This is a genomic window from Vibrio pomeroyi, assembly GCA_041879425.1.
GTDB lineage: Bacteria > Pseudomonadota > Gammaproteobacteria > Enterobacterales > Vibrionaceae > Vibrio > Vibrio pomeroyi_A.
The window spans coordinates 1,309,718-1,325,436 of the sequence record CP090854.1 but is presented as its reverse complement, the minus strand read 5'-3'; the positions used below and the strand labels follow the sequence as shown (position 1 = coordinate 1,325,436).

Annotated in this window: 17 protein-coding genes; 7 read left to right on the top strand and 10 right to left on the bottom strand. The window is 44.0% G+C overall.

Annotation, left to right across the window (positions count from 1 at the left end):
- Nucleotides 1–129 precede the first annotated feature (129 nt).
- Nucleotides 130–504 carry a nuclear transport factor 2 family protein gene (locus L0992_06015; GenBank protein ID XGB68244.1) on the top strand — a complete coding sequence of 125 codons (375 nt, stop codon included), beginning with the start codon at nt 130–132 and terminating at the stop codon, nt 502–504.
- 222 nt (nt 505–726) lie between these two features.
- Here the strand turns inward: L0992_06015 and proX are convergent, their stop codons facing one another.
- The 3 genes from proX to proV are packed head-to-tail and all read right to left on the bottom strand — an operon-like array spanning nt 727 to nt 4,012.
- On the bottom strand, nt 727–1,734 hold the full coding sequence (gene proX, locus L0992_06010; protein XGB68243.1) for a glycine betaine/L-proline ABC transporter substrate-binding protein ProX: 1,008 nt from the start codon (nt 1,732–1,734) through the stop codon (nt 727–729).
- A complete protein-coding gene (gene proW / locus L0992_06005) occupies nt 1,727–2,821 on the bottom strand; it encodes a glycine betaine/L-proline ABC transporter permease ProW (GenBank protein XGB68242.1) in 1,095 nt (364 codons plus the stop codon). Before proW ends, proX begins: the two co-directional genes overlap by 8 nt.
- A 3-nt stretch (nt 2,822–2,824) precedes the next feature.
- On the bottom strand, nt 2,825–4,012 hold the full coding sequence (gene proV / locus L0992_06000; protein XGB68241.1) for a glycine betaine/L-proline ABC transporter ATP-binding protein ProV: 1,188 nt from the start codon (nt 4,010–4,012) through the stop codon (nt 2,825–2,827).
- A gap of 698 nt (nt 4,013–4,710) precedes the next feature.
- On the opposite strand from proV, the gene L0992_05995 reads away from it, so the two are divergent.
- Nucleotides 4,711–5,448, top strand: a complete 738-nt coding sequence (locus L0992_05995) for an HAD family hydrolase (GenBank protein ID XGB68240.1) — start codon at nt 4,711–4,713, stop codon at nt 5,446–5,448.
- A 48-nt stretch (nt 5,449–5,496) separates the two neighbouring features.
- On the opposite strand, the gene L0992_05990 is transcribed toward L0992_05995, so the two are convergent.
- From L0992_05990 to L0992_05980, 3 genes are all read right to left on the bottom strand, one after another.
- Entirely contained in the window at nt 5,497–5,709 is a 213-nt protein-coding gene (locus tag L0992_05990) for a TIGR02450 family Trp-rich protein (protein ID XGB68239.1), read from the bottom strand.
- A gap of 143 nt (nt 5,710–5,852) precedes the next feature.
- On the bottom strand, nt 5,853–8,306 hold the full coding sequence (locus tag L0992_05985; protein XGB68238.1) for a molybdopterin guanine dinucleotide-containing S/N-oxide reductase: 2,454 nt from the start codon (nt 8,304–8,306) through the stop codon (nt 5,853–5,855).
- Nucleotides 8,307–8,322: 16 nt separating this feature from the next.
- Nucleotides 8,323–9,417 (bottom strand): NapC/NirT family cytochrome c, encoded by a 1,095-nt coding sequence (locus L0992_05980; protein ID XGB68237.1) that lies wholly within the window; start codon nt 9,415–9,417, stop codon nt 8,323–8,325.
- Between the two features lie 306 nt (nt 9,418–9,723).
- Here L0992_05980 and L0992_05975 point away from each other — a divergent pair, with 306 nt between their 5' ends.
- Nucleotides 9,724–9,999: a nitrogenase-stabilizing/protective protein NifW gene (locus tag L0992_05975; GenBank protein ID XGB68236.1), complete on the top strand. Its 276-nt coding sequence runs from the start codon at nt 9,724–9,726 to the stop codon at nt 9,997–9,999.
- Between the two features lie 138 nt (nt 10,000–10,137).
- A complete protein-coding gene (locus L0992_05970) occupies nt 10,138–11,262 on the top strand; it encodes a M14-type cytosolic carboxypeptidase (protein ID XGB68235.1) in 1,125 nt (374 codons plus the stop codon).
- Nucleotides 11,263–11,403: 141 nt separating this feature from the next.
- Here the strand turns inward: L0992_05970 and L0992_05965 are convergent, their stop codons facing one another.
- Both L0992_05965 and L0992_05960 read right to left on the bottom strand, forming a co-directional pair.
- Nucleotides 11,404–11,760: a PilZ domain-containing protein gene (locus L0992_05965; GenBank protein ID XGB68234.1), complete on the bottom strand. Its 357-nt coding sequence runs from the start codon at nt 11,758–11,760 to the stop codon at nt 11,404–11,406.
- Nucleotides 11,761–12,009: 249 nt separating this feature from the next.
- Nucleotides 12,010–12,636 (bottom strand): LysE family translocator, encoded by a 627-nt coding sequence (locus L0992_05960; protein ID XGB68233.1) that lies wholly within the window; start codon nt 12,634–12,636, stop codon nt 12,010–12,012.
- Nucleotides 12,637–12,847: 211 nt separating this feature from the next.
- Between L0992_05960 and L0992_05955 the strand changes: the two genes are divergently transcribed.
- The 3 genes from L0992_05955 (at nt 12,848) to L0992_05945 (ending at nt 15,048) form a co-directional block, all read left to right on the top strand.
- Entirely contained in the window at nt 12,848–14,086 is a 1,239-nt protein-coding gene (locus tag L0992_05955) for a DEAD/DEAH box helicase (protein ID XGB68232.1), read from the top strand.
- 253 nt (nt 14,087–14,339) lie between these two features.
- Nucleotides 14,340–14,561 (top strand): hypothetical protein, encoded by a 222-nt coding sequence (locus tag L0992_05950; protein XGB68231.1) that lies wholly within the window; start codon nt 14,340–14,342, stop codon nt 14,559–14,561.
- Between the two features lie 184 nt (nt 14,562–14,745).
- Entirely contained in the window at nt 14,746–15,048 is a 303-nt protein-coding gene (locus tag L0992_05945) for a thiamine-binding protein (protein ID XGB68690.1), read from the top strand.
- Nucleotides 15,049–15,089: 41 nt separating this feature from the next.
- On the opposite strand, the gene L0992_05940 is transcribed toward L0992_05945, so the two are convergent.
- Nucleotides 15,090–15,257, bottom strand: coding sequence for a hypothetical protein (locus L0992_05940; GenBank protein XGB68230.1), 168 nt, complete (start codon nt 15,255–15,257; stop codon nt 15,090–15,092).
- Between the two features lie 109 nt (nt 15,258–15,366).
- A complete protein-coding gene (locus L0992_05935) occupies nt 15,367–15,627 on the bottom strand; it encodes a DUF1289 domain-containing protein (GenBank protein XGB68229.1) in 261 nt (86 codons plus the stop codon).
- Between the last annotated feature and the right edge of the window lie 92 nt (nt 15,628–15,719).

The window sequence follows — 15,719 nt, the reverse complement described above, 5'->3', positions numbered from 1 at the left end:
TTTTACATACAGTATTTTCTATTATCTCTGTTTTTCAATTTAATTTTCAAGACTAAACTGAATCCAACTTATCAAAATACCTAATCAAAGAAACAGTGTTTGAAAGAAGACTGCTATGGAGAGAAAACAATGTTAAACAACCAAGTATTAGAAGCATGTAAGCAAGGCATTAACGCATGGCAAAAAGCATTCAACAGCCAAGATGCAAAAGGTTGTGCAGACCAATACACTGAGGCTTGTGTGATGGAAGCTCGCCCATTCGGCACTTTTGAAGGCCGTGAAGCGATTCAAGCATTTTGGCAAAACATCATTGACCAAGGCTTCAAAGACGTTGATTACACAGATATTAAGTGGGAAGAGCATCCAGAGGGTGGCTACATTCTTACCGCTAGCTGGACAATGAACAAAGCGTTTGGTGTTGTGCACCGTGAACACTGGGCATTAGAAGCGGATGGCTGTGCTCGCCTAGTAAGCGATGACTTCGAAGTTCAAGGCGAACGCTAGAAGCTAGAAGCTAGAAGCTAGAAGCTAGAAGCTAGAACTGCAGCATAAAGCATAAAAACAGAAAATAAAAAGCCAGCAATCCAAATAGGACTGCTGGCTTTTTTAATCATCATTCTTGCCGTCTTTTCACTTCATTTGAAAGTAATTCAGTGACTCTACACAATCACTAAACACGCTCATGGTTTCCAGTTGAGGTGATAATCGAGCAGAACAAGTACCAATCTATAGTGCTGCTTTCTTCGCTTCTGCAATCCAAGCATCAAACGTATTTTGGTTCGCTTTAATCCAACCGTTTACGTGCGCTTCAATATCAGCCGAGCTGTTCTTACCTTTACTCATCATCATGTTCTGAGCACTTACATCGTTGATGTTAAGTTTGATGATTTCGAAAAGCTTAGCCGCTGATGGGTTGTTCTTCGCAAACTCTTTGTTCGCGATGATACGCATCGAGTTCATTTGGAAGCCGTAGTTTTTACCGTTAGATAAAGTAGTATCGACATCCGAACGCTCGCCAGGAAGTGAAGAGAATGGCACTTCTAGCCACACTACGTCTTCGTTAGGAACCAATACACCACTTACCCAGTACGGTGTCCACGTATAGTAAAGGATTGATTCACCCTTTTGGTAACGTGAAATCGTATCTGCGATGATAGCCGCATAGTTACCTTGGTTGTGAGTTACTGTATCGTCCAGTTTGAATGCTGACAGTTGATGTTCAATTACCATCTCACACCCCCAACCTGGGTTACAGCCTGTTAGGTCTGCTTTACCGTCACCATCTGCATCAAACAGTTTCGCAATTTTTGGATCAGTTAACTGACCAATGTTAGTGATGTTGTACTTTTCTGCCGTTTTCTTATCAATCAGGTAACCTTGCGCTGCACCACTTACATATTGGCCTTCACGGTAGAATTTGTCATCGCCACCCGCCATTGTGTATTTGTCTGCATGAAGCGGGAACCAACCTACCGTTAGGAATGTCGCGTCACCTTTTGCAATTGAGGTGTAGCCTACGTTGTAGTCCACTTCTTGCGTCGATTTCACATCGTAGCCAAGTTCTTCTAGAGCACGGTTAACAATCAACGTTTGGAATGTTTCTTCTGCTACAGACGATTGAACAGGCTGAACAGATACACCTTCACCCGGTAGGCTTGCTGCCCACACGTTCGTTGATACTGCCAGTGTAGAAACGATGCTCACTGCAAGTTTGCTCTTCCATGAATTATTCATTGGTGTTTTTCCTTAATTGAAGTTCTGATTTGTTACCGCGATTTAAAGCATTAAGTACAAGGGAAACAGGTCCCATGCGGTACCAGCGTAATTTTGTATTGCCTGCATTCACACCCAATACTTGGGTAATGCGATCCAACAAGATGGCGAGAATAACGATGCCTAGACCACCGACGGCAGCCAGCCCCATATCTAAGCGGCCGATACCTCTCAGTACCATTTGACCTAGACCACCTACCGCAATCATTGATGCGATAACCACCATAGATAGCGACAACATCAGTGTTTGGTTTACGCCCGCCATGATGGTTGGCAATGCTAGTGGCAATTGAATTCGATAAAGCATCTGTTTTTTGCTTGCGCCAAATGAGTGACCGGCTTCGATCAACTCTTCCGGCACTTGCTGAATACCTAAGATGGTTAAACGTACCACTGGCGGCAGTGCGAATATGATGGTTACAACAACACCCGGTACGTTACCGATACCAAACAACATTACGATGGGTACGAGATAAACGAAGGCTGGCGTAGTTTGCATGGCATCCAGAATTGGACGAACGAATTTAGCCGCCGTGTTACTGCGGGCGAGCCATATCCCCATGGGTAAACCAATCAACAGGCAGAAGAAGACCGATGTCATCACCAACGAAAGCGTGGTCATGGCTTCAGACCAAGCGCCAATCAAACCAATGAACGTCAAGGATACTGCGGTAGCAACACCAAGCTTCAGGTTTGAAAACTGCCATGCGACTAAAAACAAGATGATCAGCATGAATGGTGCTGGCGTGGAAACCAGTGCTGTTTCAAATGAACTTAGGATGAAATCGATAGGCACACGTATCGCCTGAAACAGTGGGCGTCCGTGTTCAACCAACCAATTCAGACCAGACTCAACCCAAGTATCGACTGGTAGTACAGCTTCAGCAAAAGGGTTCAGTGGGTCAAAAGGCGTCACCTCAACGGTTTCACTGCTTAACCAATCCGCAGATGGTGCAGTTTCCGTTGTTTGGCCCCAAGGATCACTTGCTGGCTGAGTAGAGGGAGCTGCTTGCGACCATGGGTCATTATTTGTTTGTTCCGACGACATGATCTATCCCTTATCTAATGTTTGTAGCAATCGTGACTTAGTCACAACGCCAAAGTAATTACCTTGCTCATCCACAACAGGAACGGAATAAGGCACACCGCCAACAAGGCCAAGCACATCATTGATTGGTAAATCTGGATTCAGAGTTAAGCCATCACTTAGCTGAGCGCTAACCAACGATTTGTTCTCTTTGTGGGCTTTACGAAGGGAATCGATAGAAACAATGCCTGAGTAGTGACTGCTCTTCTCAACAACGATGCCGTATTCACGATCGTTATCCATCAAGATTTGTAGAGCCGAGGCTGGGCCATCGTGCTCAGATTTCTTAAATACCGCAGCCGGTTTCTTACGTGCGATGTCTTTCACCGTAAGAACACTTGCGACATTCACACCACGGAAGAAGGCTTCAACGTAGTCGTTCGCAGGGCTATTCAAGATTTCATCAGGAGTACCCACTTGAACCACTTCACCATTTTGCATAATCGCAATTCGGTCACCGATACGCATCGCTTCATCCAAATCATGCGAGATGAAAACAATCGTACGCTTATCGTCATTTTGAAGTCGGATTAATTCGTCTTGCATTTCAGTACGAATCAGTGGGTCGAGAGCAGAGAACGCTTCGTCCATTAACAGAATGTCTGGGTCACATGCTAAAGCGCGAGCCAAACCAACACGCTGCTTCATACCACCAGACAGTTCATCTGGGTAAGACTCCGAATACGCGCCAAGGCCGACTCGCTCTAACGCAGCCAGTGCTGACTCTTTTCGTTTATCAACATCGACACCCGCAAGCTCAAGACCAAACGCTGCGTTTTCGATCACAGTCATGTGGGGCATCAATGCGAAATTTTGGAAAACCATGGAGATGTTGTTGCGGCGGACTTCGCGGAGTTCATCTTCTGAGATGTGGGCAATGTCTTTTCCTCGTAGAAGCACATTACCTTTGGTAGGTTCAATCAAGCTGTTAAGAAGGCGTACTAGGGTTGATTTGCCAGATCCTGACAGTCCCATTATTACGAAAATCTCGCCTTCTTGAATACTAAGAGAAACATCGTTAACGCCGATCGTTAGACCTGTTTCTTCGAAAACTTTGTCTTTGTCCGCACCTTGATTAATCATCGTAAAAGCACGGTCGGTGTCTTCACCAAACACCTTGTACAGTCCCTTAACTTCCAGTATGGGATCCATGTAATCTAATCCTTTCTTAGTTATCTAAACTTATAGTTATTCAAGCTCAAATACTGTTATTTAAACTTAAAAACGGTTCTTTAAACTTAAAAATGACTTATTTAAACTCAAAAAACGATTAGCACTCTAAGTAATTAATCAGTGTAGATCAAGGGGTCTCGCACTGTAAATCACCCACAAAGCTACCAAACCCCTAGAAAAAATAATGATTAAAAATAAAGCAAAAAACACCCAAAACACTGAAAATAAAAGACATTAAAACAACAAGGGCGCTTGCAATATTATGTATTACTTACTGATAGATTATTGAATATTTATTTTACATTTTATCAATTAATACGCTAAACAGACCAAGAATAGCACCAAATAGTTCGTGCACAAATAATTCGAATACAAACTATTTATTAAGATTTAATGACGTTTTAGATGCAAGCACTCAGCCTATTGTAAGGATCACATCCCCCACTCTTCATAGTCTAAAAACTAAAGGGAAATCTGCTAAAACCAACGAGACAAAATCGAGTTTTTCAACCCAGAATTTCAAAACATCACACCAACTGTGATACTTGCTGCAAACTGTTCAATATCGATTATCTAAGCCACAAGACAACTTGTAGAGTGCTCACTGCTGAGCCATTCTTTATAAAAGAAATAGACATTTCCCCGCGATGAATGAGAGAAAAAGACAAGGAATTCGAATGATAAAAATGCTGGTGTGTGACTTTGACGGGACGCTGGATGGAGGATCTTCTCATGGCGTTAATCAGTTATTTGACTACCTTACCGAGCAACCTGATATCCGTTTTATCATTGCGACAGGAAGAACTCTGCCGTCAATTCGAGTTGGATTGGCGTCTGATAACTACCCGAAACCACACAGCATTATCAGCGATGTTGGCACTAGAATTCATCACGATCATTCCCAAAAGCCCGATCATGTTTGGCACAACCGATTAGAAGCGTCGTGGAACAAATCCAAGGTCGAGACAGCACTCGCACCACTCGACTTTATGGGTGAACGCTTTGAAAATCATCAAGGTGATTACAAGATTACTTTTGAAGGGAAGCTGTCTGAACCTCAACATGAGTTGATCGAATCAAGCTTGGAGTCGCACGGGTTGGATGTACACCTCACCTACTCCCACGACTGGTATTTAGACATCACACCAAAGGGCGTCGATAAGGCTACTGCGATTCATCACCTGCTCAAGCAACATGATTTGAGCGTAGAAGAGGTGTGTGTTGCGGGAGATTCTGCGAACGACACATCCATGCTAACGATAGAGGGTGTAAATTCGATATTAGTCGCTAACCATTACCCAGAAGTGGCTCACCTGTCCGACAGAGACAATGTGTACACCAGCACCGCAACACACGCTGCGGGTGTGTTAGAGGGGCTCAAGTACTGGCAAAGGCGCGCGTCAAATATCCGATAAATACCTGTTCGCCATCATCAACGGCTTTGAATCAAAAGGTTTCCAGCTTTACTTCCAGCCTGGAAGCCAATTTTGATTATCTGTAAGCTCTCGCCAATTGATGTCTTCTTCTCGTTTGGTCATGACCGCCTCTATCATACAGCGCACAACCTCCCCTTCATCGAATTCGACTTCTGTGACCATGAAGTGCTTTTCTTTCTTCACAGAGCTAACGGCTGTCCATTTGCTACGAAATAACTTCTTTGGGTTTATCTGATTCATGGGCTTCTCTCTTGCTTTGATGTCGTTGATTATTATCAGTTGTCTACTCGACACACAGTAATAGTCTCTACATCGCAAAAAAGATCATAAAAAAAGCCAGCGGTTAGGCTGGCTTCGTTCAATTAGCTATTTCTCGTTAAAGATTAGCCATTTTTAGGTGGATCAAATGCCGTCAGTTCTAATACTGGGCCTGTGTATTTTTCAATTTTCACAAGCGCAGAGTTCGCTGCACAACCATTTGCCAAACGAGAGGTTGGAATATCCAACGTAAGTACGTTACAGCCGCCGTTTTTACATAGGCCTGTATCTTTATCTAAATCTGGCCAACCACCTTCATGGATACATACAGAGCCTTGTTTGATGCCATCTGTCACTAGTGCACCAACCAATACTTGGCCGCGACCATTGTGTGCACGAACCAAATCACCCGTTTCAATGCCACGCGCTTTTGCGTCTTCAGGGTGAATTGAAATCGGCTCGCGGTCTGCGATCGCATACTCTTCACGAATCTTCGCGTAGTTGAACTGACTATGTAGACGGTGCGCCGCGTGCGCTGTCATCAATTGCAGTTCGCCATCTTTAGCATTACCTGTGTACTCTGTCGGCTCTAACCAAGTAGGGTGCGCTGGACAATCGTCTAGTTGGTAACCTTCAATCGTTTTCGAGAATATTTCAATCTTACCACTTGGTGTGCCTAGTGGGTTCATGATTGGATTCTCTCGGAAGTCAGCGTAACGAACAAACTGTGCGTTCTTCTCGTTCCACTTCATTTCGATCAGTTGATTGTCTTCCCAAAACTTGCTGAAGTTAGGCATAGCAACGCGTGCAGCGCGGCCACCTTGTTGAGCAGCTTTGTAGAATTGGTACAACCATTCCATTTCTGTTTTGCCTTCGGTGTATACTTCATGACCACCTGGAGCCAACAGCTCTGCCATGTCTGCAAATACATCGAAGTCATTACGCGCTTCACCTTGTGGCTCAACCGCTTTCTTCATTGGGACTAGGTGCTGGTTACTGTAGTCGCCAGTCATCGTCAGGTCATTACGTTCAAACGATGTTGTAATAGGCAAAACAATATCTGCATGCTTCGCAGCTGCGGTCCAGTAGATTTCAGAAATAACAACCAATTCCGGTTTCTGCCACGCTTTGATTAAGCGGTTCGTGTCTTGATGGTGAGTAAAATTACCACCGCCCGCCCACCAGATCATTTTGATATCTGGGAACACACGATCATGGCCATTATGCTTGTACGCTTTGCCCGGATTTTCTAGGGCTTCTACAATACGAGCAACAGGGAATGAATTAATCACCTTACCCGTCGCTGACCAACCTCGTTCATCACTACCTGCTACAGCACCTAAAGATGCAGACATTGCAGGCAATACACCAGCATCGCGAGATGGGTTACCGCCATTAGAATAGTGGTAAGAGAAGCCGAAACCACCACCTGGCAAACCAATCTGACCAAGCATTGCAGCAAGAGTCACTAACATCCAGTGGCGTTGCTCACCAAACTGTTGACGCTGAATACCCCAACCTGCCATCAACATTGTGCGGTTGCTGCTGAAAATATCAGCCAGTAATTCAAGCTGTTTAGCTGGCACACCACACACGCTTGACGCCCACTGTGCGTCTTTCACTACGCCGTCTTCTTTACCCATCAGGTAATCTTCGAAAACATCATAGCCTGTCGTGTATTTGTCAATGAACGTTCGGTCGTGTTTACCTTTGATTACTAATGTATGAGCAATACCCATCAACATCGCAACATCAGTCATTGGATGTGGAGCAATCCACTCAGCGTTGTCGCCAAAGAACTCGATAGTTTCAGAACGCATTGGGTCGATAGCGATAACCGTTTTGCCCGACTTCTTCAACTGATGGAAGAACTCTAAGCCTGAGCAGTCTGTAGAACTCCAAGCGATCTTCAAAGTGTTCATTGGGTTTAGGCCCCAAAGCACAACTACATCACTGTGTTCTAGCACCATTGGGTGCGTTGTTTGTTGCTCATATACTTCAATCGAGCCCACCACGTGCGGCATGATGACCTGAGCAGCACCTGTTGAGTAATCACCCATGTGACCGGAGTAACCACCAGCCATCCCCATGTAACGCTGAAGTAAAGTCTGTGCCTTATGAAGCACACCACTAGAACGCCAGCCATATGAACCTGCAAAAATTGCATCTGGGGTGTTATTTGCACGAATACGCATGTGCTGTTCGTGTATTAGTTTGTACGCTTCTTCCCAAGATACGCGAACAAACTCATCGCTACCGCGCTCTGCTTTAGGTGCTAACGGGTTCTCTAAGTAGCTCTTGCGCACCATAGGGTATTTAATACGCGCTTTGGTGTGTACTTGATCTGGACCTGTTGTTTGAAGGCTGTTGAAAACGGTTTGAGGTACCGCATTCGTTGTCGACACTAACTTGCCATCTTTCACTTCACACAGCATTGGTCCCATGCGACCAGCCGTTAGAACACCTTTACCACGCGTGTTTGACGAAGCGACTGACATTGGAGAGAACGACGTAAACGCCATCGCACCAGCAGTGATACCTGTGCCTTTTAAAAATCCGCGACGTGTAATATCTGTCATTTTTTATTCCTTACTATTAGTGGCCAACAACGTCTTTCGCGTGGTTTTGGAAGTACTTAGTCAGAAGTTCAAGGTTTTGTTCTGAGATATCTGTACGAGCTCCCATACCTTTAGCTACTGGTCCCCAAGCGTTAACAGTGAAGTGCTCACCAGGAATTTTTGCGTGACAAGTCGAACAGTAGACGTTGTCTAACTCTTCTGCGTAAGACCAGATTGGGTCTAGGCTATCGACAACTGGCGCAGTAATGTCACCCGTTAACGCAACAGAACGCCACTCGTTACCATAAGCATCGGCTTCGTATTCACCAGTAGTTAGTGCTTCTTGACCTTTGTCTGTTAGTGTCGCAACGATTGCACGCTGACCTTCACCGAAGTAAAGCACTTGCTCTGCGCCTTTCATTTGGAATGCATTCAAAGTCACAGTACGGTTGTCGCCTTCCGCTTTAATCACTTCTAGTTTTGCTGTCGGGTTTAGGTTACCAAATTCACCCATCGCGATATCAGTAACTGGGTAAACCACTTTTGCATCAGATGCGGTAGTTTTAGTAAATGCAATCAAGGTATCGAAGGCTTTGCTGTCTAGTTGAGCTTCAGGGGCAAAGTGAGCGACGCCTTTATGACAGTCGATACACGTTTGGTTGTTCTCTTTCCCGTAAGCGTGCATTTTCACCGCATCACGAGATTGCTCAAACTCTTCCATTGCATCGAAATCGTGACAAGAGCGACACGTCGCTGAATCATTTTCACGGAATTGAGCCCATACTGTTTCAGCCATCTCTTCACGGTGTGCTTCATATTTTTCAGGCGTGTCGATCTTACCTGAGATGAATTCGTGGTAGATGTCTTTAGACGCTCTTACTTTGGTGATCACATAGTCAATCGGATCCGTTGGGATGTGGCAATCGGCACATTCAGCTCGAATGCCTTTTGCGTTACTGAAGTGAACTGAACCTTGATACTCTTTGTGGGGTGCTTCCATCGTGTGGCAAGAAACACAAAACTCAGTGCTCGATGTATAGTGCATAACAGCTGCAGTTCCCCCTAAGGTTAACCAGCCAATGCCTATACCAACCGCCGCTATTAGTGCGATATAACGTTTTTTTATTGTCATAATTTTTAATCATCTTCAACAATTGGTTACAATTGCGATCAGAATAGTACTTTAGGGGTAGTTCCGTTTGATTTGGATCATCAATCGCAACCTGAGGAACAAAAAATGAACCTTTCTGAGAGCTTGATGTTACTTTGAAAAATTAGCGCCCCACCAACCTAATCACCCAACAAATACAAGACTCACATTAAGTTCCAATAACTGATTAATCCAACAATAAAGACGCTAAACTCGCTCCCAAATCAAAGAAGTAAATTGTAAATCTCATACAATGTCGGTTAACTCTTTTCATAAACTCTTCACTCCATGAACCAGACAGAATTCCAGCAAAAAATAGCGAGTTTCACCTCCATCGAACAAGCGCTTGATTACTTTGAAATTGGGTTTGATAGCAAGTTCATCGAGCAAAACAGAATCGAACTCGTTAAACGATTTAATGGTTATCTGATTCTTGCGAAACCTGATGATTGGTTTTCTGGACGAAGAGCGCTAAAAAACGCTTATTGCAAGGTGCAGCGTAGCAAGTTAGATCGCCACACACGTTCTGCCTGTCGTGGGTGTACCACTTGCCAGCGTCGATAGTTGGAAAGTGGGTTGTTCAAAAATAGACAACGAAAAAGTAGATAGTTGAAATAACATCTCATTACGATTTAGTTAGTGGTTTGCTCGAAAAAAAGTGTGCTAGTCTTACGGCAACTCAACTACGAGATAAAAACTACAATGAAAATTTTCAGCAATTTCGAAAGCGGCAATATTCACGTCGTTTCAGCAGATTCACCACAAAACATTCAACTGACTATCCCAGCAGACAACCAGACTGAAATCTCTCAGTGGTTCCACTTCCGTTTAGAAAGCGATGCTCAACAAGCACACCACTTTGAAATCGGTCAACTGGCAACGTCTGCATACCCTGAAGGCTGGAAAGATTACGATGTGGTTGCATCGTACGACCGCGAAGAGTGGTTCCGTATTCCATCTCAGTTCGATGGTGACACACTGAGCTTCGACATCATTCCTGAGCACGATTCAATGTACTTCGCGTACTTCGCACCGTACTCATACGATCGTCACCAAGATCTTCTACACAGCGCGCAAACGCACCCAGCTTGTAAGCTTGAAACTCTGGGCCACACGCTAGATAACAATGACATCACTTTGCTAACCATTGGTGAGCCAAGTGAAGAGAAGAAAAACATTTGGGTTATTGGTCGCCAACACCCTGGCGAGACTATGGCTGAATGGTTGATCGAAGGCCTTCTTCAACGTCTGCTTGATGAAACGGACACAGTTGGTCGTTCTCTGCTAGACAGCGTTGTTTTCCGCGTGGTTCCTAACATGAACCCAGATGGCAGCATCCGCGGTCACCTACGTACTAACGCGATTGGCGTTAACCTGAACCGTGAATGGCAATCACCTTCTATGGAACGTAGCCCAGAAGTATTCCTTGTTCGTGAGCGCATGCTAGAAACGGGCGTTGACCTTTGTCTAGACATTCACGGTGACGAAGCGATTCCATATAACTTTGTAGCAGGTAGCGAAGGCACGCCTTCATACAACGAGCGTATCGCTAAACTAGAGAACCACTTCAAGCAAGCACTACTGACGATCACGCCAGAGTTCCAAGATGAGTTTGGTTACGATAAAGACGAACCGGGCAAAGCGAATATGACGGTTGGTACAAACTGGATTGGTGAGCAGTTCAAGTGTTTAGCTTACACAGTCGAGATGCCATTTAAAGATCACATCAGCCACGCTGACGAACTGTACGGTTGGTCTCCAGAGCGCAGCGTTGCATTTGGTCACGACATGCTAGCCGCAGTTTGGGCAACAGTAGACGAACTATAGACAGACTAAACGCCTTAGTTTGTCCATATAGCTAGTTTGCTTACATATATAACAAAGCCCAGCACTTGTGAGAGTGCTGGGCTTTTTAATATCGGCTTTGATGAGAGAATCGAACTTTAAGGTATCTAACTTAATAGCTTTCTATGCCACTCTCAGGCTTGCAAAAAATACTGGGTATCTTTGCCTAATGTGGCGTTGTTCTGACACCATATCTTTAAAGCTTGGACCTTGTGATAACTGAACGATCACTTCATCCCCTTCTTGTCGCAATACAGCACCGCTAATATTGATACTGTTGTTATCATGCAACCTTAAAGTGCCTGCCATTGAAAAGCCGCGATAAACAGGAATGATGTTACGCATCATCAGGCGGACGCCCTTTTCAGACACTTCACTCACATGAAAAAGCTCATCCTTAATTCGCATCACCGGGCGTGCCTTTTGAGGGTACTTTAAGCGGTAATATTTGCGTTTCTGGGTGAATGACTCTTCACGCATTAGTGACTCCCTGTCTCTGTTATTCTTTAAAGCGAGCTGACCATTTGCTTCAGTTATCATCAGCAATGGCCCTTCTTAATCATCAATTTGGCTTCAAATTAATATATTCACCAAATTGATATCTGATTATTATATCGACTTTATAACCTAATGCTTTAGGCATTTATGCAGAGAGACAAGGATTCCCTAAAATTCAGTGAAAAGTGAGATATGAGTCGTATCTGTTAACGCTTCTATCAAGCTTTAAACCTAGAGCTGAAACAAAGCCAGCTGAATGCTGAAACCCACAAACAACACACCACAAACCATGTTCATCATTTGCGAGGTACGCTTTTGAACCAACAAACGCTTAAACGTATCCGCCATTAAGATAACGACCAAGAACCACATCGACACCACTATCGCTTGAATCCCACCAAGCATTAGGCTGTCTGACACAATCGCGTCTGTGGTAACGAACTGAGGGAATATCGAGAGGTAAAACAGCACAATTTTAGGGTTAAGTAGATTGGTCAATAGCCCCTTTAAGAACTGATGATATAGCTTACTCCCAGATGCACTCACTACAGAAAGCACACCCTCTTGCGCACGTAATGCCGATCGAAAATGGTTGTAACCAAGCCAGATGAGATACAAAACCCCAGCCCACTTCAATCCTTCAAACGCCATTGGTGTTTTTGACAGCAACAGGCTTATACCGTTGGCTGAGATAAAAGCATGAAAAAAGAAACCACAAGACACACCTAACACATTCACAAACGCGAACAGCTTCCTTTGAGTCAATGCAGTGCTTAATACTAACAATGCGTTAGGGCCAGGAATAATGGCAATAAAAAACACAATGACAATGAACAGCCAGATACTATCCCAACTCATTTCTATCTCTTTTTACGTATCATTTTTGAGGCGGTCATTGTACGTCCATTCAATGCCATTACAATATGCTCAACGTTTAATTAACTCGTATGGCTAACAAACGAAATTAGCGAATATAATAAGAGCGTTTATGGTCTAACGTTACAAAACTGATTTTCTAACATTTGCAGCCCTGTTAGACTCCACCTCCCTTTTGATACTTGGTTCATTTATGTCATTTGATAACCTAACCCTTAACGCAAAAACCGCTGCAGCTATACCATCTCAATTCGATAAACCGACAGAGATACAACAAGCGGTAATTCCTACGATTATTGCAGGGAAAGACGTGCTGGCCTTGGCTCAAACGGGTAGCGGGAAAACATTGGCGTTTGGCTTACCTTTGCTGAACAACATCAACCATGATGTAAATGAACTGCAAGCGCTGGTTATCGTTCCAACACGTGAACTTGCGTCTCAAGTCGCTGAGTCTTTAGAGCCGATCGCAACGGCTCTTAATATCAGTACGATTACGTTAACGGGTGGTATAAATGCAGATGACCAACAGCAGCAATTATTAACGAAGCCACAGCTTGCTATCGCAACACCGGGGCGCTTGCTGGCTGTTATCAAGAGTGGCGAATTGGAGTTAACTCAATGTGTGTCATTGGTTCTTGATGAAGCAGACCGATTAATCGACATGGGCTTTTGGCCTGACATTCAAGCGATCACCGAAGCTCTGCCTGCGAAGCGCCAGTCACTGCTATTCTCAGCAACACTTCCTCCAGAATTGGTTAATCAGGCTGAAACGCTTTTATCAAACCCAGAGAAGATCACGACTCACCAAGAAAACAGCGTTGTCGAAACCATTGAAGAAACACTGTATCTCGTGAACAAGGGCAGCAAGGCTCAAGCTCTGATTGCCCTACTTAATCAAAACCAATGGCCACAGGTGTTGGTTTTTATTGGTGCGAAAGACAATGCAGACGCATTAACCAAGCGATTGAACAAAGCTAAGATCAGCGTGAGTGCGTTACATGGCAACAAGAGCCAAGACGAGCGCGCGCAGGCATTAGAGAGTTTCAAAAATGGCGAAACTCGCGTGCTAATCGCAACCGATGTGATGGCTCGTGGCATCCATATTGATCAGCTGCCTGTTGTGATCAACTTTGAATTGCCTTCTCACTCAGCAACTTATGTACATCGCGTAGGAAGAACGGCGAGAGCAGGAAGCGCAGGCTGTGCTATCTCGCTAGTTAGCCACAGTGAAAACGAGTACCTCAATGCGATTCGAACTCTGACCAATAAGCCACTTCCGTTACAATCATTGGAAGGTTTTCCTGTAACTGATAAACCGGCATCAGAATCAACAGCTCGTAAGCGTCCGCCAAAAGACAAAATGGCCAACCGACGAACAGCAAAGAAGAAGAGCATCAAACAATTTAAGAGCAAACCAAACAGCTCAAAGTAACCAGAAACAGCTCTAAGCAACCAGAAATAGAATCACTAGCTCAGTTTTTACTGGGCTTTTTTATATGCAACAAAACATAAAATCACACCTAAAAACTGCTCTAGACATGCCAACTTAAATGACACTTTTGTGAATTATGATGCCAACGTATTGATTCTTGGTTGCTCAAAAAAAATACTCTTAAATCACGTTGACGCCCCTATATCTAGCAACTAGATTTTTCTATTAGTGTCTAAAACAGGAGGTCATTGAAATGAAACGTGCTAGCTCTACATATCGATTACAACTGATTAAGGAAGTGGCAACCCGCCGAGATCGTCAACGTTGCAATGACCCAATGGCAAACTACATACAAACCCTTATAGATAACAAAGATGACTGCGATACTTCGGTTGAACGTAACCAGAGATTCAGTGGCAGCCACTTTGATGAGCACATAGGTGGTTGGGTTAGCGACCACTGGGGTAGCAAGTAGTAAAATACGCTAATAAGCTAATAAGCTAATAAGCTAATAAGCTAATAAGCTAATAAGCTAATAAGCTAATAAGCCGCCAGCTTAACCGCTGTAGAATTTATCTCCGCATTAACCTATCATCTGCAACAATTTCCTTTCATTGAGTAAGCAGAAAGTGTCTGAGTTAAAAAGAGAAAAAGAAGTGATGGTTGCCTTCCAAGTGATCCCTCGCGTTAAAGAAGGCAACAATTTCGAAGTTGTTGATAAAGCCATTGAAGTGGTAAAAGCGGCCGATGTTCCATTCCAAGTCGGCGCAATGGAAACCACGATGAAAGGTGAACTCAACCAATTACTCGATATCGTCAAAAAGGCCGAACAAGCTTGTTACGACGCAGGGGCTGTTGAAGTCATCACAAACATTAAGATTCATAGTAAGACCACCGAAGCCGATGATACATTTTGTACATACCATCGAGGTGTAACGAAAGCGAATCATATGTTTGTTTAAGAAAGTGCTGCTGTTGAAAAGACTCTGATGAACCAGTGATGTTATTGAAAAGGCATGTCTGAAAGGTGAGAAAGGATTTCCATTCGTTCTTCTTCTGACATCGAATGCCAATCACGCGCGCTCTCTTCAGGGTCATCTTTCGCCCCAATCGGTTTCCTATCCAGTGCTTTGACTGGCTTTTTTTTGATTCTTACGTCCTTTTTATTCATACCGACACCACTCCTTCTGGTACAAAGGTACCTATCTTAATATTACACCCCAACCATTATGTAAAGTAATAGTTACTTCGGAGTTAAATAAAATCTTAATACTTCCTCTTTAGCCGAAAAGATCTCTCTGGGGACTTGTGTTTCCCTCTTCGTCTACCGGCTGACCAACCAAGCTGTTTTGCTTCATTATTTTTCGTCTATAGCGCTGACGACACAGTTTTATCACGTGCAATTGTTCAGCGGGCGCCATCGACATCCAATTAAAACGCTCTTCTCTTTTGCGCATACAGCCATTGCAATAGCCTTTTTCATCGCTTGAGCACACCCCAACGCAAGGGCTTGGAACTTGGAAAAACTCTAACTGCTCCACCACATCTCCTTACACATCCAAATCAAGCTTACTAATTCAAAAATAAGCGATTAATTTGTCGCCTAGCTCATGAAATCCATACTAAACTATGA

What these genes read in the sequence shown, in the direction of transcription:
- L0992_05970 (XGB68235.1), top strand. Translation starts at nt 10,138, where the DNA reads ATGAAAATTTTCAGCAATTTCGAAAGCGGCAATATTCACGTCGTTTCA.
- L0992_05940 (XGB68230.1), bottom strand. Translation starts at nt 15,257, where the DNA reads ATGAATAAAAAGGACGTAAGAATCAAAAAAAAGCCAGTCAAAGCACTG.
- proW (XGB68242.1), bottom strand. Translation starts at nt 2,821, where the DNA reads ATGTCGTCGGAACAAACAAATAATGACCCATGGTCGCAAGCAGCTCCC.
- L0992_05980 (XGB68237.1), bottom strand. Translation starts at nt 9,417, where the DNA reads ATGACAATAAAAAAACGTTATATCGCACTAATAGCGGCGGTTGGTATA.
- proX (XGB68243.1), bottom strand. Translation starts at nt 1,734, where the DNA reads ATGAATAATTCATGGAAGAGCAAACTTGCAGTGAGCATCGTTTCTACA.
- L0992_05955 (XGB68232.1), top strand. Translation starts at nt 12,848, where the DNA reads ATGTCATTTGATAACCTAACCCTTAACGCAAAAACCGCTGCAGCTATA.
- L0992_05960 (XGB68233.1), bottom strand. Translation starts at nt 12,636, where the DNA reads ATGAGTTGGGATAGTATCTGGCTGTTCATTGTCATTGTGTTTTTTATT.
- L0992_05945 (XGB68690.1), top strand. Translation starts at nt 14,746, where the DNA reads ATGGTTGCCTTCCAAGTGATCCCTCGCGTTAAAGAAGGCAACAATTTC.
- L0992_06015 (XGB68244.1), top strand. Translation starts at nt 130, where the DNA reads ATGTTAAACAACCAAGTATTAGAAGCATGTAAGCAAGGCATTAACGCA.
- L0992_05985 (XGB68238.1), bottom strand. Translation starts at nt 8,306, where the DNA reads ATGACAGATATTACACGTCGCGGATTTTTAAAAGGCACAGGTATCACT.
- L0992_05950 (XGB68231.1), top strand. Translation starts at nt 14,340, where the DNA reads ATGAAACGTGCTAGCTCTACATATCGATTACAACTGATTAAGGAAGTG.
- proV (XGB68241.1), bottom strand. Translation starts at nt 4,012, where the DNA reads ATGGATCCCATACTGGAAGTTAAGGGACTGTACAAGGTGTTTGGTGAA.
- L0992_05990 (XGB68239.1), bottom strand. Translation starts at nt 5,709, where the DNA reads ATGAATCAGATAAACCCAAAGAAGTTATTTCGTAGCAAATGGACAGCC.
- L0992_05995 (XGB68240.1), top strand. Translation starts at nt 4,711, where the DNA reads ATGATAAAAATGCTGGTGTGTGACTTTGACGGGACGCTGGATGGAGGA.
- L0992_05965 (XGB68234.1), bottom strand. Translation starts at nt 11,760, where the DNA reads ATGCGTGAAGAGTCATTCACCCAGAAACGCAAATATTACCGCTTAAAG.
- L0992_05975 (XGB68236.1), top strand. Translation starts at nt 9,724, where the DNA reads ATGAACCAGACAGAATTCCAGCAAAAAATAGCGAGTTTCACCTCCATC.